This window comes from Sphaerisporangium fuscum (assembly GCF_018531465.1).
GTDB lineage: Bacteria > Actinomycetota > Actinomycetes > Streptosporangiales > Streptosporangiaceae > Sphaerisporangium > Sphaerisporangium fuscum.
Genome location: NZ_JAHDTF010000019.1, coordinates 1 through 15,222, shown reverse-complemented (window position 1 = coordinate 15,222; position 15,222 = coordinate 1). Strand labels below are relative to the sequence as shown.

Genomic DNA, 15,222 nt, shown 5'->3' with positions numbered 1-15,222 from the left:
CACCCCCTCGGTAACTGATTGAATGTGAATGGCTACGCTTCGTCGGAATACGAGCGCGTGGCCGCAGGCGTACGGCGAGGGGGACGTATGAGCATTGGGGTGACGCTGGCCGCGGCGCGGAACGCGGCGGGCATGACGGTCGCTCAGCTGAGCGGCCGCACGCGGATCCGGGAGACGGTCATCTATGCCATCGAGCGGGACGATTTCTCGCTCTGCGGCGGAGACTTCTACGCGAGGGGGCACGTCCGCAACATCGCCAAAACGCTCGGGCTCGATCCCGACGCGATCGTCCACCAGTTCGACGAGGAGCACGGCGGCGGCCCCCAGCCCGTGCGCGCCGCGGCGGTCTTCCACGCCGAGGGCCAGATCAAGCTCCGCGAGCGCCGCAGCCCCAACTGGTCCACCGCCATGGCGATCGCCCTGGCCATCGTCGCGATCTTCGGCCTGACCCGGGTGATGAGCGGCTCCGGCGAGCCCACCGCGACCAGCGCCGACCTCAAGCCCAACCCCCTGCCGAGCGGTGGCCACGCCTCGGGCCGTCCCTCGGGTCACGCCAAGGCCGCCAAGCCGGTCAGCGACCTGGTGACGCTCAAGGTCAAGGCCAACAAGCCGTCGTGGCTGGAGGTCACCGACGCCAAGGGCAAGCAGATGTTCCGCGGCACCATCCCCGCCGGGCACAAGGAGACCTGGAAGGCCCACAAGCAGGTCCGGGTCACCATCGGTGACGCGGGGGGAGTCGACCTGGAGGTCAACGGCAAGCACATCGGCTCGCCCGGCAAGAACGGGCAACTGGTCCGTAAATCCTTCGGCCCCGAGGAGCCGGGGTCACGATGACGGGACGCCCGGCCGCGGCCGGGGGGTGAAGCAGAGGAAGTACGGGGGGAGTGCGCCGGTGGTGGCCAACTCCCGATACCGTAGAGCCCATCATGTCTTCCCGCCGAACCGCATCGCTGATCACACTGGGCTGCGCGCGCAACGAGGTCGACTCCGAGGAGCTCGCCGCGCGAATGGAGGCTGCCGGGTGGCAGCTCGATGACGACAACCCCGATGTCGTCATCGTGAACACCTGTGGCTTCATCGACTCGGCGAAGAAAGACTCGATCGACACGCTTCTCGCCGCGTCCGACTCCGGAGCCAAGGTCGTCGCCGCCGGCTGCATGGCCGAGCGCTACGGCAAGGAGCTGGCGGAGGCCCTTCCCGAGGCCTCCGCGGTCATCTCCTTCGACGACTACACCGACATCGGGGCGCGCCTCGACGACGTCCTCGAGGGGCGCCCCCTGGTGCCCCACAGCCCGCGCGACCGCCGCACGCTGCTGCCCATCACGCCCGTCGAGCGCTCGGCGGGCGAGGCCCACACCCACATCCCGGGGCACGGCCAGCTTCCCGAGGGCATCGCCCCCGCCAGCGGCCCCCGCACGCTCCGCAAGCGCCTCTCCGGAGGCCCCGTGGCCGCGCTGAAGCTCGCCTCCGGGTGCGACCGGCGCTGCACGTTCTGCGCCATTCCAGCCTTCCGTGGGGCCTACGTCTCGCGCCGCCCGGAGGAGCTGCTCGGTGAGGCGGCCTGGCTCGCCGGGCAGGGCGTCAAGGAGCTCGTGCTCGTCAGCGAGAACTCCACCTCCTACGGCAAAGATCTCGGCGACCTGCGCGCCCTGGAGCAGCTCCTGCCCCGCCTGGCCGCCGTCGAGGGCGTCGAGCGGGTCCGGGTCAGCTACCTCCAGCCCGCCGAGCTGCGTCCCGGCCTGCTGGACGTGATCGCCGGCACCGAGGGCGTCGCGCCGTACTTCGACCTGTCCTTCCAGCACGCCAGCGGCACGGTGCTGCGCCGCATGCGCCGCTTCGGCGACCCCCGCCGGTTCCTCGACCTGCTGGAGACGATCCGCGAGCGTGCCCCCGAGGCGGGCGTGCGGTCCAACTTCATCGTCGGCTTCCCGGGCGAGACCGAGGCCGAGTTCGCCGAGCTGGTCGGGTTCCTGGAGGAGGCGCGCCTCGACGTCATCGGCGTCTTCGGCTACTCCAACGAAGAGGGCACCGAGGCGGCCGGGTTCGGCGGGCAGCTCGACCAGGACACCATCGACGACCGGGTGGCCGCGCTGACCGAGCTGGCCGAGGAGCTCACCTCGCAGCGGGCGGAGGAGCGGATCGGCACCGAGATCGAGGTGCTCGTCGAAGAAGACCTGGGCGACGGCGGCTACGAGGGCCGCGCCGCCCACCAGGGCCCCGAGGTCGACGGCTCGGTCACCGTCCAGGGCATCGGCCTGGTGCCCGGGCAGATCGTGCGGGCCACCGTCGTCGACGCCGAGGGCGTCGACCTGATCGCCCGCATCAAGGCCTCGCCATGACGAACACGCCGGAGACCGGCACCGAGCCGATCGTCCCCTCCGTGGCTCGGCGGGTCAGCGCGTGGAACATCGCCAACGTGCTGACCGTCCTCCGGCTTGTGGTCGTCCCGTTCTTCGTGGTCTGCATGTTCGTCGAGGGCGCCACCTGGCGGTGGACCGCCCTCGTCGTCTTCCTGCTGGCCTCCCTGACCGACCAGCTCGACGGCTGGCTGGCCCGGCGGTACGGGCTGATCACCGACTTCGGCAAGATCGCCGACCCGATCGCCGACAAGGCGCTCATCGGCGCGGCCCTGGTGACCCTGTCGGTGCGCGGCGAGCTGCCCTGGTGGGTGACGCTCGTGATCGCCGGCCGCGAGATCGGGATCACGGCCCTGCGGTTCGCGGTCATCCGGCACGGCATCATCCCCGCCAGTTACGGCGGCAAGGTCAAGACCGTGCTGCAGATCGCGGCCATCGCCCTGTACATCCTTCCCGGCGTCCCCGAGGTGGCGCGGTGGGCCGCGATCGGGCTCGCCATGATCGTGACCGTCGTGACCGGCCTCGACTACGTCATCAGGGCGATCCGGTTGCGCAAGGTCGCCCAGAAGGCCCGCGGCGGATGACCACGGCCCTCGCCGCCCACGTGCTGTCCCTTCTGGTGCGCCGGAAGGCCACCGTGGCGGTGGCCGAGTCGCTCACCGGCGGTCTCATCGGCGCGACGCTGACCACCGTGAGCGGCGCCTCGGCGGCCTTCCGCGGGGGAGTGATCGTCTACGCCACCGACCTCAAGGCCCGGCTGCTCGGCGTCCCCGACGATCTCCTGGCGCGCGAGGGCGCCGTCCACCCCGACGTGGCGGCGGCGATGGCCGCGGGGGTACGACGGCTGGCCGGGGCGACGTACGGGCTTGCGGTGACCGGTGTGGCGGGGCCCGACGAGCAGGACGGCAAACCCGTCGGCACCGTCCACCTCGCCGTGGCCGGGCCTGCCGGGGCACTGTGGCCCCGCGACGTACTTCGTCCGGGTTCGAGGAATGAGATCAGAGAATTTACGGTTAGGGAGGGTTTGGATCTCCTGAGAGGTGTGTTGGAGGCCGATCGAGGGGAACATTCCGGGTGATTACCGCGTTACGTCACCAGCGAACATGCTCCCCACGGTCTGCCGCCCTGTTGGTCGATGCGGGTACGGTGGAGCTGTGAGTGAGGTTCGTGACCCAGCGGTGAGGAGCAGGTCCGACGTGCGCCCGGCAAAGGGGCCGAGCGAACCGATGATGACGGCGAGGAGTATGTACGAGGGGCATTCGAAGAACGGGCGATACGAACCGACCGCGCGGAGCGTCGTGAAGGCTCCTGCGCCGGGGAGGGAGCGACAGATGGTCCTGCTGCGTCAGCTGCTCGGTGACGTGCTGCGGCGGCTGCGGGTGCGGCAGGCACGCACCCTGCGCGAAGTCTCCACCCTGGCACGTGTCTCCCTTGGCTACCTGTCCGAGGTTGAACGTGGCCAGAAGGAGGCGTCCTCGGAGCTGCTCGCCTCGATTTGCGGTGCCCTCGGCGTGCCGCTGTCGCAGGTGCTCCGTGAGGTCTCCGACCAGTTCGCACTTGCAGAGCTTCAACACGCGCCCGTGCTGGCCGATGTGCCGGAGCACGAGCGTCTGCCAATTCCCGAGTCCGTGTCCAGCACGATCTCGGGTCCGGAGTTCGAGGGTTTCCCCGAAGTCAAGGACATGGTCGCCGCGTAGACCCTATGGCCTTCACGTCCTGACGAGCCTGGCTGTCACGAAGTCGTGGCGGTCGCCGGCTCGCCCTTTGCCCGGCGAAAGGCCCCTCAGCGGGGCTGGCAGGCGGGACAGTAGAACACCACCCTTTCGTATGGCTGCGCCCCGAGCTCATCGCCGATCACCTTGTTGCCGCAGCGAAGACAGGGCCGCCCGGCCCGGCCGTACGCCCACAGCCGCCGTCCCGGGCGCCGATCGCCCGTGGTGAGCGGACCCCCCGGGTTGTCCTTGCTCGCCTCCAGCAGGCGGTGGGCCAAAGACACCATCTTCTCCAGATCTTCGACCTCACCGGCCGGCCTGAACGGCGAGATGCCCGACAGGAACAGCGTCTCGGCACGCCAGATCGTGCCCAGCCCCGCCACGTTGCGCTGATCGAGCAGCGCCTCCCCGATCGTCACCTCCGGGCGCCGCGCCAGGTTGCGCGCCGCCCGCTCGGCGTGCCCGGCGTCCCACCCCGGGTCGAGCAGGTCCGGCCCGAGGTGGCCGACGACCTGCTCCTCCTGGTCGCTGCGCAGCAGGTCGACCATGCCGAGCCGCACGCCTACCGCCTGCCACCGCTCGTTGGCGAGGATCAGCCGGACGACATCGCCCCTGCCGACGCGCGCCCCCGCCGGTTGGACCCGCCAGGAGCCCTCCATGCGCAGGTGGGTGTGCACGGTCAGGCCGCCCTCCACCCTGGTCAGCAGATGCTTGCCCCGCGGGACGGTGGTCAGGACGGCGCGGCCCGTCAGGTCGGCGGTGGCGTACCTCGGGACCCTGAAGTCGGATCGGGTGAGCACCCGTCCGTCGAGGGCGGCCCGCAGCTTGACCGCGGTTCGGTAGACGGCGTCGCCCTCGGGCATGGTGAGATCAGTCCCAGGCGGCCGGGTCGGAGGCGAGCTCCGTCACGCGCTCGGGCAGCTTGCCCTCGGCGATCTGGTCGAGCGTGACCTCTTCGAGGATCGCGCGCTCGCTGGCGCGCAGGGCGATCCACACCTGCTGCAGGGAGCGGGCCGCCCCCCGGTAGCCGACGTGCTCGGGGCGCTCGCCGCGGACGTTGGCCAAGGGGCCGTCGACGGCGCGGATCACATCGGCCAGCGAGATCTCGGTCGCCGGCCTGGCGAGCACGTAACCCCCCTCAGGGCCTCGCTGGCCACGGACCAGGCCTGCCCGGCGCATCTGGAGCAGGATGTTCTCCAGGTACTTCGGGGGCATTTCTTGTTCCTTCGCGAGCTCACCCACCGTGGTGGGGCCGCTGCCGGACGCGGCCAGCTCGGCGGCGGCGCGAAGGGCGTAGTCGACACGGGCGGAAAGACGCATGTTGTCGATTATCCCGCCTGCTAAACATTGGTTCGTCTCAGCCGCACGGTAACGGGCGGATGATCTGGGGATCCGGCTCGCGGCACCCGCTCGCCCGGGGTGGCAGGACGGAGCCGCACCGGCGGGCGCGGGTGGCCGTGGATCTCGGCGGAAGGCGAGGCCGGTAAACTGCCAGGAAGGTTTATTGAGGAATGGTTGCGTTCACACGGCGCGGGCGTTTGTGATAAACCCAACGGGGATCCACGACAAGAAAGCATGCGATGGAGCGACGTCCTGGCGTGCCCAGGTTGCTACGGGAGATCAACGACCGGGCCGCCCTGGAACTGCTGCTCGCCTCGGGCCCGTTGACCAGGGGCCAGATCGGCGACATGACCGGTCTTTCCAAGGTCACCGCGTCCCAGACGCTGTCCCGGCTCGAAGAGCGGGGCCTGGTCCAGGTGGTCGGGGAACAGGCGGGAAACCGGGGGCCCAATGCCGCCCTTTACGGGGTGATTCCCTCCTCTGCCTATGTCGCCGGGCTCGACGTCGGGCCCCAATCGGTCACCACCGCCATCGCTGATATCAACGGCGAAATCGTGGCAGAGGTGACGGTTTCCCCCGACGAGCACGACGACCCCGTCGCCCTCGTCCACAACGCGGTGGTGAAGGCCTGCCGTTCGGGCAAGGTCGCGCTGTCGCGCCTCAAGGGCGTCGTGATCGGCACGCCCGGTGTCGTCGACCCGCGCAGCGGCGACGTCCGGTTCTCCTTCGACCTGCCCGGCTGGCACGAGGGCAGCCACCAGGCGCTCGCCCGCGACCTGCGCCGGCCCGTCACCATCGAGAACGACGTCAACCTCGCCGCGATCGCCGAGCGCTCCGAGGGCGCGGCCAAGGGCGTCGACGACTTCGTCCTGCTCTGGGTCGAGCGCGGGGTCGGCCTCGCCGTCGTGCTCGGCGGCAGGCTGCACCGCGGCCGCTCGGGCAGCGCGGGCGAGATCGGCTATCTGCCGGTGCCCGGCGTCCCCCTCGCCGGCGACGTCAAGGCGGTGCCCGGCCGCATGCCGTCCCTGGCCGGCGGCCTGCAGTCCCTCATCAGCGCCGAAGCCGTGGCCGAGCTCGCCGAGCCGTACGGCTTCCTCTCCGGCCGGGTCGCCGTCACGGAGGGATCCGCCGCCGAGGCGGTGCGGGCGGCCGTCGAGAGCGGGGAGGCGGGAGCGGCCTTCCTCGACGAGTTCGCCCACCGGCTCGCGCTCGGGGTCGCCTCGGTCTGCGTGGTCCTCGACCCGACGCTCGTCGTCCTGAACGGCGAGGTCGGCCGCGCCGGCGGCGACGAGCTGACCTACCGGGTGGAGGAGGCCGTGGCCCACATGTGCCCCATCCGGCCGGAGGTCGTGGTCAGCAAGGTGGAGGGCCGGCCCGTCCTGCGCGGCGCCATCCTCGCCGCCCTCGAACAGGCCCGCGAGGAGATCTTCGCCTCCTGACGCCGCGCACCCCCCCGGCGCGGCGTCAGGAGGCGCGCGGCCTCAGGGAGGCTAGGCGCTGAGCAGCTCGGCCGCCGCCTGGGCGTTGGCGCGGGCGGCGCCGTAGGTGGCGATGTACGCGGCCGCCGAGGGACGCCAGATGGGCAGGCCCATCTCCACGACGATCGCGTCCGGACGCGCGGCGAGCAGGGCGGAGACGATGTCCTGGCTGGCCCGGTGCCGGTGGGCGTCCTTGACCACGATCAACAGCGACCGGCCGCGGGCCCGCTCCAGCAGGTCGGCGGCGTCGGCGGCGTCCGGCTTGACGCGGGTGATCTCCGCGTCCGGCAGCCACGGGGCGAAGCCCCACGGCACGTCGCCGACCGCGATCGTGGGCGGGGTGTCGACCTCGACCACGAACGGGTCGACCAGCGGTCCCGCCGTGCCGGACAGGCTCACCGCACGCCGGGCGGCGGTCAGGCCGATCACCGCGTCGTCCCTGCCCGCCTCCCGGGGCGCGCCGAACCAGGCGCGCAACCGGGCGACGCGCTCGGCCGCCTCCTCCAGCCGGGAGAGCGGGAGCCGCCCGTCGCGGACGGCGGCCACGATCTCGTCCTTGATCCGCTCGATCTGCTCGCGCGTCGGGAGCGGGCCGAGGCAGAGCAGGTCGGACCCGGCCGCCAGCGAGAGCACCGCGCCGCCACCGAGCCCCACGCTCTCGGTGATGGCGTGCATGTCGAGCGCGTCGGAGATCACCACGCCGTCGTAGCCGAGCTCGCCCCTGAGCAGCTCGGTCAGCGCGGCCGGCGACAGCGTGGCGGGGGCCGTACCGGTCAGGAACGGGACCCGCACGTGCGCCGTCATGATCGACTTGGCGCCCGCCTCGATGGCGGCGCGGAACGGGGCGAGCTCACGCTCCCACAGCACCTCGCGCGGCACGTCCACCACCGGGATCTCCAGGTGGGAGTCCTGCCGGGTGGCGCCGTGCCCGGGGAAGTGCTTGACGCAGGCGGCGACCCCGGCGTCCTGCAGGCCCGCGACGGCGGCCACGGTGTGCCGGGCGACCAGCGCGGTGTCCGAGCCGAACGAGCGGGTGCCGATCACAGGGTTGTCGTCGGCGGTGTTGACGTCCGCGTCGGGCGCCATGTCGAGGTTCACACCGCAGCGGGCGAGGTCGTCGCCGATGGACCGGTAGACGCGGCGGGTCAGCTCGACGTCGTCCACGGCGCCGAGCGCCGCGTTGCCGGGGTACGGGCTGCCGACGTGGTACGCCAGCCGGGTGACGTCGCCGCCCTCCTCGTCCAGGGAGATCACCGGGTCGCCGGCGGAGCGGAGCTGGGTGGTGAGCGCCGCGAGCTGCTCGGCGGACTCGACGTTGAACCCGAACAGGGTCACCCCGCCGAGCCCGCCGTCGATGTCCCGCAGGACCCATTCCGGTGCGGCGGTGCCGGGGAAGGCGACGAGCAGCGTCCCGGCCGCGAGACGGCGCAGCCCCAGGTCGCCGTGGAACGCCCCGTCCCGTGAGGACTCGGCGGCGGCGTCCCGGGGTACCTCGCCCACGGAGAACTCAGACATGGCTGTACTCGACTCCTTAGATAGGGGATGGGGGCTGCGGTGGATCAGCCCTTCACGGCTCCGGCGACCAGGCCGGACACCATGCGGCGCTGCACCAGCAGGAAGAACGCGATGACCGGGATGGTCATCAACGTCGAGGCGGCCATGATCCCGCCCCAGTCCGTCGACCGCTGCCCGGTGAAGAACTGAAGTGCCACGGGCATCGTGTAGGTGCCCTGGTCGTTGATCAGCGTGAGCGCGAAGACGAACTCGTTCCACGCGGTGATGAACGAGAAGATGCTCGTCGCCACCAGCCCCGGCGCCACCAGGGGGAACAGCACCTTCCAGAACGTGAGGAACCGCCCGGCGCCGTCGATCGCGGCCGCCTCCTCCAGCTCCTTGGGCACCGCGGCGACGAAGGTCCGCAGCATCCAGATCGCGAAGGGGAGCGTGAAGCCGACGTTGACGATGATCAGCCCGAGCAGGTGGTCGTAAAGGCCGAGCCGCCGCACCATGAGGAACAGCGGGATCAGCAGCGCCTCACTCGGCACCATCTGCACGATCAGCAGCAGGATCAGGAAGCTCGTCCTGAACCTGAACCTGAAGCGGGCCACCGCGGTGGCGGCGAGCAGCGCGAAGATCGACCCGATGAGGACCGTGCCGACGGCGACGACCGCGCTGTTGGCGAGGTACTGCCAGATCGAGTGCCCGGCGACGCCCTTGGTGAGCACCCGCGAGACGTGGTCGAAGGTCGGGGAGAGCGGGAAGGGGATGAACCGCGTGGTGAAGATCTCGTCGTTCGGCTTGAACGCGGTCGCGACCATCCAGTAGACGGGGAAGACCGCGAACAGGAACACGAGGACGCCGGCCGCGTTGAGCCCGTGCTTCTTGAGCCGCTTGGCGGTCGCCGGATTCACCGTACGTCCTCCGTTCTCACGATTTGCCGGACGTAGACGGCGGTGATGATCAGCATGATGATCGTCAGGATCACCGCGATGGCGGCGCCGAAGCCCATCTTGGGCGGCGCGCTGAACGCCTCGGTGTACGCCCACAGCGACAGGTTGAACGAATCCCGGTTCGTGGTGCCCCCGGCGAGCACGTACAGCTGGGTGAAGACCTTGAAGTCCCAGATGACGGAGAGCACCAGCAGCACCGAGAACACCGGCCTCAGCAGCGGGAAGGTGATCTTCCTGAAGGTCCGGCCCGGGGTCGACCCGTCGACCCGCGCCGCCTCGTACAGCTCCGACGGGATGCTCTTGAGGCCCGCCAGCACCGACACCGCGATGAACGGGAACGACGCCCAGACCACCGCGACGATCAGCACCAGGTAGATCGTCGAAGGGTCGTTGAGCCAGGGCTGGCCCGACCAGTCGGCCCGGCCGAAGACCAGACTCGACAGCCAGTCGGGGAGCAGGTTGAGCGTCCAGTTGACCACGCCCGCGTCCGCGTCGAACAGCCACTTCCAGATGATCGCGGTGGCGGTGGGCGGGGTGGCCCAGGCGGCCATGATGCCGACGATGACGAAGGTCGACATCTTCTTGCCGAGCCTGTTCAGGAGCAGTCCGACCAGCGTGCCGATGACCAGCGTCAGCGCGACGGTGATCACGGCGAAGACGACGGTGTTACGCAGGGACGACCAGAACAGGTCCGACCGGAGGACCTGGGTGTAGTTGTCCAGGCCGAGGAACTCCGCCGGCTGCGGGTTGGGCCGGATCTGCCGCAGTCCCACCTTGTGGAACGACATGTCGACCATCTGGTACAGCGGGTAGAGCAGCAGCACCGCGATGACCAGCAGGCCGGGCAGGAGCAGCGCGTAGGGGACGACCCACGCGGGAAGCCCTCGGGAACGGTCCGGAGGGCGGTGCGACCGGCGCCGCGCCGGGGCGGAGGAGTGCGCTCCACCCCGGGCGGCCGTTGACGTCTGAGCCATCGTCACTGCTGCTGGTTGAGGATGGTCTCGAGTTCCTTGTTGGCGTCCGCGAGGGCGGTGTCGGTGTTCTTCTTGCCCTCGATGACGGCGCGGGCGGCGTTCTGCAGCACCGCCTTGGTGTCGTTGGCCTGCGCCCAGTCAGGGTCGGCCGGGAAGCCCTTGGCGACCTTGAACGTCTCGGCGAACGGCGCCTGCGCGGGGTCCTGCGCCAGCTCGGCCAGCGCGTCCGGGTAGAGCGGGAGCAGGCCGCCCTCCTTGGCGTACCGGGTGCCGAACTCCTTGCCGGCCGCGAGCTTGAGGTACTCGGTGGCGAGCTCCGGGTTCTTGGCGTCCTTCCAGATGGCGATGTCGTTGCCGCCCTGGAAGGCCGGGGCCGGGCCGTTGCCCTCCTTGTTCGGGACGGAGAAGAACGCCATCTGGTCCTCGGAGACCTTGCCCTTGCTCTGTTCCTTGATGGTGGCGATGTCCCAGCCGCCGGTGATGTACATGCCGACCTTGCCGGCCGCGAAGCGCTGGCTGATCTCGACCGAGTTCTGGCTGAGGCGGCCCTTGCCCGACACGCCGTCCTTGCTCACCAGGTCCGTGTAGAACTGGAAGCCCTCCTTGAAGGCGGGCTCGGTCAGCTTGCCGACCCACTTGCCGCCCTCGAACTTGGCGAAGTCGCCGCCGGCGGACCAGACGAACGGCGAGAGCGACATGTTGGCGTCGGAACCGCCGTTGAAGGCGAAGCCGTCGACGTCCTTGCCCTTCTTGGCGACGATCTTCTTGGCGGCGGCCACGAGGTCGTCCCAGGTCTTGGGCGTCTCGATGCCGAGGTCCTTGAACCAGTCCTTGCGGTACAGCACGGCGCGCGTGCCGCCGCCCCACGGCGCGGCGTAGACCTTGCCGTCGATGGTCTCGTACCCCCACAGGTTCGGGGGGATCTGCTGGAAGTCGGGGGTGGACTTGACCAGGTCGGTGATGTCGGCGAGCGCGTCCTGGGCGACCCACGCCGCGACCTGGTCGTTGCCGAACTCGGTGACGTCCGGGCCCTCGCCGCCGGCCAGGGCGGCGGTCCACTTCTTCTGGGCGTCCGGCCACGGGATCCACTGGACGTTCACGTCGGCGCCGGTCTGCTCCTTGAACTTGGCGTCGAGGTCGCCCATGTACTTGTTCTGTACGTCATTGGGGGCGCCGAGCCGCCAGACCGTCAGCTTCTGACCGGCGAACTTCGGGCCGGAGGAGGCCGCGGAGGCCTGGGGCTGGTTCTCCTTGGCGGGCTCGCCGCCACTGCACGCGGCGACACCAATGGCGAGAGCGGCGGTCGTGGCCGTCGCGGCAGCGATCTTTCCGAATTTCACGTTGGGTTCTCCCTTCCCGGCATCGCGTCGGGGTCGCGCTCATCGGAGGGTGCACGTCAGGGCCGTACACCTGGCGAAGGCGCCATCCTCGTGCTCTGCGCTGCGACATCCCGAGGCGTCCGATCGCTTGCCTGCGGGGTGGCTGCCGCTAAACTAACAAGAAACTTTCTTAAAAGAAACGTCCGTTAGCGGATCGTGACGAGAGGGGCCCGACCCCATGCCCAGACGACACCCCGGGACGCCGAGACTGCTGCGCCAGCTCAACGACCGCGCGGCACTGGAGCTCCTGCTGTCCCAAGGGCCCCTGACCAGGGCCGAACTGGGCGAGCACACCGGGCTATCCAAGGTCACCTCGGGTCAGCTGCTCGCCCGCCTGGAGGAACGGGGCCTCGTCGCGGTGTCGGGGGAGCGGCCCGGAGGCCGCGGCCCCAACGCCGCCCTGTACGCCGTCGTCCCCTCGTGCGCCTATGTCGCCGGGCTCGACGTCCTGCCCGACCGGGTGACCGCGAGCGTGGCCGACATCACCGGAACGATCATCACCGAGGTGGCCGTCGACCCCTGCGAGAACGGCAACCCCGTCAAGACCGTGCACAACGCCGTACGGCAGGCCTGCGACTCGGCCGGAGTCAGCCTGTCACGGCTGCGCGCCCTGGTCATTGGCACCCGGGGCGTCGTCGACCCGCGCAGCGGGGACGTCCGGTTCTCCTTCGACCTGCCGTCCTGGCACTCAGGCGTGCTCGCCGACCTGCGGGCCACGCTCGGGTCCTCGGTGATGATCGAGAACGACGTGAACCTCGCGGCGCTGGCCGAGCACGCGTACGGGGTGGCGCGCGGGGTCGACGACTTCGTCCTGATGTGGGCCGGTGTCGGGCAGGGCCTCGGGGTCATGCTCGGCTCCCGGCTGCACCGGGGGTTCACCGGGGGCGCGGGGGAGATCGGATGGCTTCCGGTGCCCGGCGAGCCGCTGCCGGTCGACGTGACCGATCCGCAGTCCGGGTCCTTCCAGCGCCTCCTCGGGACCGCGGCCCTCACCGCCCTGGCCAAGACCCACGGCATCCCCCTCCACACCCTCTCCACGCCCCCATCCGTCCCCGGCGACGCGGCCCTCCCACGCCTGGACGGAACCGTCCCGCCCTCCCCGAGCCCGGACGGCGCGCCCCGGATGCCCGGCAAGCCGCACAACCCGGGCCGGCGTTCCCCGGGCCGGCGTTCCCCGGGTACGGACGGCGGGGTGCCGGGGGCCGGCGCCCTGGACGACGTGCTGTGGGTCTCCGGAGGCCTGGACGGCACGCTCCACCGCCCGGGCAGCTCGGACGGCGGAGGGCGAGGCCCCCATGATGGGGAGCGAGGCCTTTGGGACCAGGACGGCACGGTGCGGGGTTCTCGCAACTCGGACGACGTGCCCCGGAACCCCGTCGGCCGGGACGGCGCGGTGCCGAGTTCCGCCGGGCCGGACGGCGCGGCCCGAGGTGCTCATGGCTCGGACGGTGCGGCGCGGGGTTCCGAGGGCTGGGATGGTGTGGTCCGGGGTTCCGAGGGGCCGGGCGGCGCGGTGCGGGGTTCTCGTGGCACGGATGGTGTCGTCCGGGGTCCTGTCGGGCGGGACGGCGCGGCGGGAGGTTACGTGGGCCCGGATCGCGCGCTGCGGGGTTCGGAGGGGCCGGGCGGCGCGGCGCGGGGTTCCGAGGGCTCGGACGGTGTGGTGCGGGACCGTGCCGGCCAGGACGGCGCGGCGCGAGGTTACGGGGGCCCGGATGGCGCGGCGCGGGGTTCCGAGGGCTCGGACGGTGTGGTGCGGGACCGTGCCGGCCAGGACGGCGCGGCGCGAGGTTACGGGGGCCCGGATGGCGCGGCGAGGGGTTCTCGGGGCTCGGACGGTGTGGTCCGGGGTTCCGTCGGGCGGGACGGTGTGGTGCCGAGCTCCGTCCGGCCGGATGGCGCGGCCCGAGGTTCTCGTGGCTCGGAGGGTGTGGTGCGGAGCTTCGCCGGGCCCGGTGGCGGGGTGCCTGGCCCCGCCTCGCTGAACGCCGTCGTACCAGGCCTCAGCGCCAGGATCGTCCGTGCGGCGGTCGAGGGTGGCTACCACGCCTTCCTGGACGAACTGGCGCAACGGATCGCCGTGGGCGTCGCCTCCGTGACGGTCGTGCTCGACCCCAGGTTGGTCGTCCTCAGCGGCGACGTGGGCCGAGCGGGTGGCGACGTGCTCGCCGAACGCGTCGAGAAGGCGGTGGCCCGGATCTGCCCGAGCCGCCCGAAAGTGACGGTGACCCGGGTGAACGGCAATCCGGTGCTCAGAGGCGCGGTCACGGCCGCCCTCGAACAGGCCCGCGAGGAGGTCTTCTCCAGCACCGTCGACATCTGACGATCCGGGCGGTCCTGGGGATCGGCGTGTTCGTCCGCGGCCTCGGGCCTCCCGGGCAGGACGCTGCCGGTGTCCGTCACCAGCCGTGGCCCGCTCCCTACGTGCGGACGCCGGCGCCGCCACCGAGGAGGACCTGCCGGCAGAGGCAGTCCACGGGGGAGGTGGCTGGTCGTGGTGATGCTGTGTGGCTGTCACGGGGGAGGTGGCTGGTCACGGTGACACGGCGTGGCTGTGACGGGAGTTCGCCGGGGCTTGACCGAGGCTTGTGGGAGACTAGCTGGTCGTGCACGACATCGTCCTCATATCTGACCCTCGGGTGACCTCGATCGCGGTCGAGGAGAGCGGGGAGGCGCTGGCCGACGTGCGAGGCGTCCTGGCCGTCGACAGCAGGCTCGCCGACGCCGAGGGCGCCTACGCCCACCTTCGCCAGGGGCTCCTCGCCCGGCTCGAAGACGCGGAGCGGCAGCTTCCCTCCGGCTATCGCCTGCTCGTCGTCGAGGGTTACCGGCCACCGGCCCTCCAGCGGCAGTACTTCGAGGAGTACAAGGACGAGCTGCGGGTGACTTTCCCTGACATGTCGCCCGAGGAGCTGCACACGGCCGCCAGCCGGTACGTCTCGCCGATCGAGGTCGCTCCGCACACGGCCGGGGCCGCCGTCGACCTGACCCTCGCGACCGAGGACGGCGTCGAACTCGACATGGGAACCCGGGTCAACGCCAACCCCGAGGAGAGCTCCGGCGCCTGCTACACCGCCGCCCCGAACATCTCCGCCGAGGCACGGCAGCACCGCGACATCCTCGGCGCCGCGCTCCAGGGCGCCGGCCTGGTGAACTACCCCACGGAGTGGTGGCACTGGTCATACGGCGACCGCTACTGGGCCATGACCACCTCCGCCAAAAACGCCATCTACGGCCTCCGCACCCTCCCCTGACCTTCAGCCCTGGTCAAGGCCTACTCCCCTCACGCCTTGGCACCCTCTCCATCCGCCAAGAGGTGCCTGCCGGTACACCCAGCCCTACCGGCACGCACCCCACCCCCACCCCGGTCGCCCCCCCCGCTCCGCACGATGGCCCCCAGCCCGCCTCTAGCCCTCCGCCGTGCAGAACGGCGTCCAGCTCGCCTCTTGCCCCCTGTCCCGTGCGATGGCCTTCGGTCCGCCTCCTGCCCTCTGTCGTGTAGGACGGCGTCGGGCTCGCCTCTTGCCCTCT

At 71.0% G+C, this 15,222-nt stretch carries 13 protein-coding genes and 1 pseudogene; 8 read left to right on the top strand and 6 right to left on the bottom strand.

Translation table 11 applies throughout. The annotated features are described in order from the left end of the window. Positions 1 to 87 precede the first annotated feature (87 nt). The 5 genes from KIK05_RS23500 to KIK05_RS23480 all read left to right on the top strand — a co-directional run bounded on the left by KIK05_RS23500 (position 88) and on the right by KIK05_RS23480 (position 4,054). Positions 88 to 834: a helix-turn-helix domain-containing protein gene (locus KIK05_RS23500; RefSeq protein ID WP_214412971.1), complete on the top strand. Its 747-nt coding sequence runs from the start codon at positions 88 to 90 to the stop codon at positions 832 to 834. A gap of 92 nt (positions 835 to 926) precedes the next feature. Continuing rightward, positions 927 to 2,339, top strand: coding sequence for a 30S ribosomal protein S12 methylthiotransferase RimO (gene rimO / locus KIK05_RS23495; RefSeq protein WP_214412970.1), 1,413 nt, complete (start codon positions 927 to 929; stop codon positions 2,337 to 2,339). Then, on the top strand, positions 2,336 to 2,941 hold the full coding sequence (gene pgsA / locus KIK05_RS23490; protein WP_214412969.1) for a CDP-diacylglycerol--glycerol-3-phosphate 3-phosphatidyltransferase: 606 nt from the start codon (positions 2,336 to 2,338) through the stop codon (positions 2,939 to 2,941). The genes rimO and pgsA overlap by 4 nt, the downstream gene beginning before the upstream one ends. After that, positions 2,938 to 3,435, top strand: a complete 498-nt coding sequence (locus KIK05_RS23485; protein WP_214412968.1) for a CinA family protein — start codon at positions 2,938 to 2,940, stop codon at positions 3,433 to 3,435. The genes pgsA and KIK05_RS23485 overlap by 4 nt, the downstream gene beginning before the upstream one ends. A gap of 253 nt (positions 3,436 to 3,688) precedes the next feature. After that, positions 3,689 to 4,054 (top strand): helix-turn-helix domain-containing protein, encoded by a 366-nt coding sequence (locus tag KIK05_RS23480; RefSeq protein ID WP_214412967.1) that lies wholly within the window; start codon positions 3,689 to 3,691, stop codon positions 4,052 to 4,054. 86 nt (positions 4,055 to 4,140) lie between these two features. Here KIK05_RS23480 and KIK05_RS23475 read toward each other — a convergent pair whose 3' ends face one another. Next, entirely contained in the window at positions 4,141 to 4,932 is a 792-nt protein-coding gene (locus KIK05_RS23475) for an Fpg/Nei family DNA glycosylase (RefSeq protein WP_214412966.1), read from the bottom strand. A 7-nt stretch (positions 4,933 to 4,939) separates the two neighbouring features. Beyond that, a complete protein-coding gene (locus KIK05_RS23470; protein ID WP_214412965.1) occupies positions 4,940 to 5,389 on the bottom strand; it encodes an RrF2 family transcriptional regulator in 450 nt (149 codons plus the stop codon). Between the two features lie 260 nt (positions 5,390 to 5,649). Here KIK05_RS23470 and KIK05_RS23465 point away from each other — a divergent pair, with 260 nt between their 5' ends. Beyond that, a complete protein-coding gene (locus KIK05_RS23465) occupies positions 5,650 to 6,849 on the top strand; it encodes an ROK family transcriptional regulator (protein ID WP_214412964.1) in 1,200 nt (399 codons plus the stop codon). A gap of 51 nt (positions 6,850 to 6,900) precedes the next feature. Here the strand turns inward: KIK05_RS23465 and KIK05_RS23460 are convergent, their stop codons facing one another. The 4 genes from KIK05_RS23460 to KIK05_RS23445 are packed head-to-tail and all read right to left on the bottom strand — an operon-like array spanning position 6,901 to position 11,652. Then, entirely contained in the window at positions 6,901 to 8,403 is a 1,503-nt protein-coding gene (locus tag KIK05_RS23460; RefSeq protein ID WP_214412963.1) for a glycoside hydrolase family 3 protein, read from the bottom strand. Positions 8,404 to 8,447: 44 nt separating this feature from the next. Continuing rightward, entirely contained in the window at positions 8,448 to 9,299 is an 852-nt protein-coding gene (locus KIK05_RS23455) for a carbohydrate ABC transporter permease (protein ID WP_214412962.1), read from the bottom strand. Continuing rightward, positions 9,296 to 10,312 carry a carbohydrate ABC transporter permease gene (locus tag KIK05_RS23450; protein WP_214412961.1) on the bottom strand — a complete coding sequence of 339 codons (1,017 nt, stop codon included), beginning with the start codon at positions 10,310 to 10,312 and terminating at the stop codon, positions 9,296 to 9,298. The genes KIK05_RS23455 and KIK05_RS23450 overlap by 4 nt, the downstream gene beginning before the upstream one ends. Before the next feature lie 2 nt (positions 10,313 to 10,314). Next, positions 10,315 to 11,652 carry an extracellular solute-binding protein gene (locus tag KIK05_RS23445; RefSeq protein WP_214412960.1) on the bottom strand — a complete coding sequence of 446 codons (1,338 nt, stop codon included), beginning with the start codon at positions 11,650 to 11,652 and terminating at the stop codon, positions 10,315 to 10,317. Positions 11,653 to 11,869: 217 nt separating this feature from the next. Here KIK05_RS23445 and KIK05_RS23440 point away from each other — a divergent pair. After that, positions 11,870 to 12,706 (top strand): annotated as a pseudogene (locus KIK05_RS23440) (ROK family protein); the annotation flags it as partial. 1,591 nt (positions 12,707 to 14,297) lie between these two features. Next, a complete protein-coding gene (locus tag KIK05_RS23430) occupies positions 14,298 to 14,945 on the top strand; it encodes a M15 family metallopeptidase (protein WP_214412959.1) in 648 nt (215 codons plus the stop codon). The last annotated feature ends 277 nt before the right edge of the window (positions 14,946 to 15,222 follow it).

Excerpts from the sequence above, each read along its gene's own strand:
- KIK05_RS23480 (WP_214412967.1), top strand. The coding sequence starts at position 3,689 with ATGGTCCTGCTGCGTCAGCTGCTCGGTGACGTGCTGCGGCGGCTGCGG.
- rimO (WP_214412970.1), top strand. The coding sequence starts at position 927 with ATGTCTTCCCGCCGAACCGCATCGCTGATCACACTGGGCTGCGCGCGC.
- KIK05_RS23470 (WP_214412965.1), bottom strand. The coding sequence starts at position 5,389 with ATGCGTCTTTCCGCCCGTGTCGACTACGCCCTTCGCGCCGCCGCCGAG.
- KIK05_RS23450 (WP_214412961.1), bottom strand. The coding sequence starts at position 10,312 with ATGGCTCAGACGTCAACGGCCGCCCGGGGTGGAGCGCACTCCTCCGCC.
- KIK05_RS23460 (WP_214412963.1), bottom strand. The coding sequence starts at position 8,403 with ATGTCTGAGTTCTCCGTGGGCGAGGTACCCCGGGACGCCGCCGCCGAG.
- KIK05_RS23485 (WP_214412968.1), top strand. The coding sequence starts at position 2,938 with ATGACCACGGCCCTCGCCGCCCACGTGCTGTCCCTTCTGGTGCGCCGG.
- pgsA (WP_214412969.1), top strand. The coding sequence starts at position 2,336 with ATGACGAACACGCCGGAGACCGGCACCGAGCCGATCGTCCCCTCCGTG.
- KIK05_RS23475 (WP_214412966.1), bottom strand. The coding sequence starts at position 4,932 with ATGCCCGAGGGCGACGCCGTCTACCGAACCGCGGTCAAGCTGCGGGCC.
- KIK05_RS23500 (WP_214412971.1), top strand. The coding sequence starts at position 88 with ATGAGCATTGGGGTGACGCTGGCCGCGGCGCGGAACGCGGCGGGCATG.
- KIK05_RS23465 (WP_214412964.1), top strand. The coding sequence starts at position 5,650 with ATGGAGCGACGTCCTGGCGTGCCCAGGTTGCTACGGGAGATCAACGAC.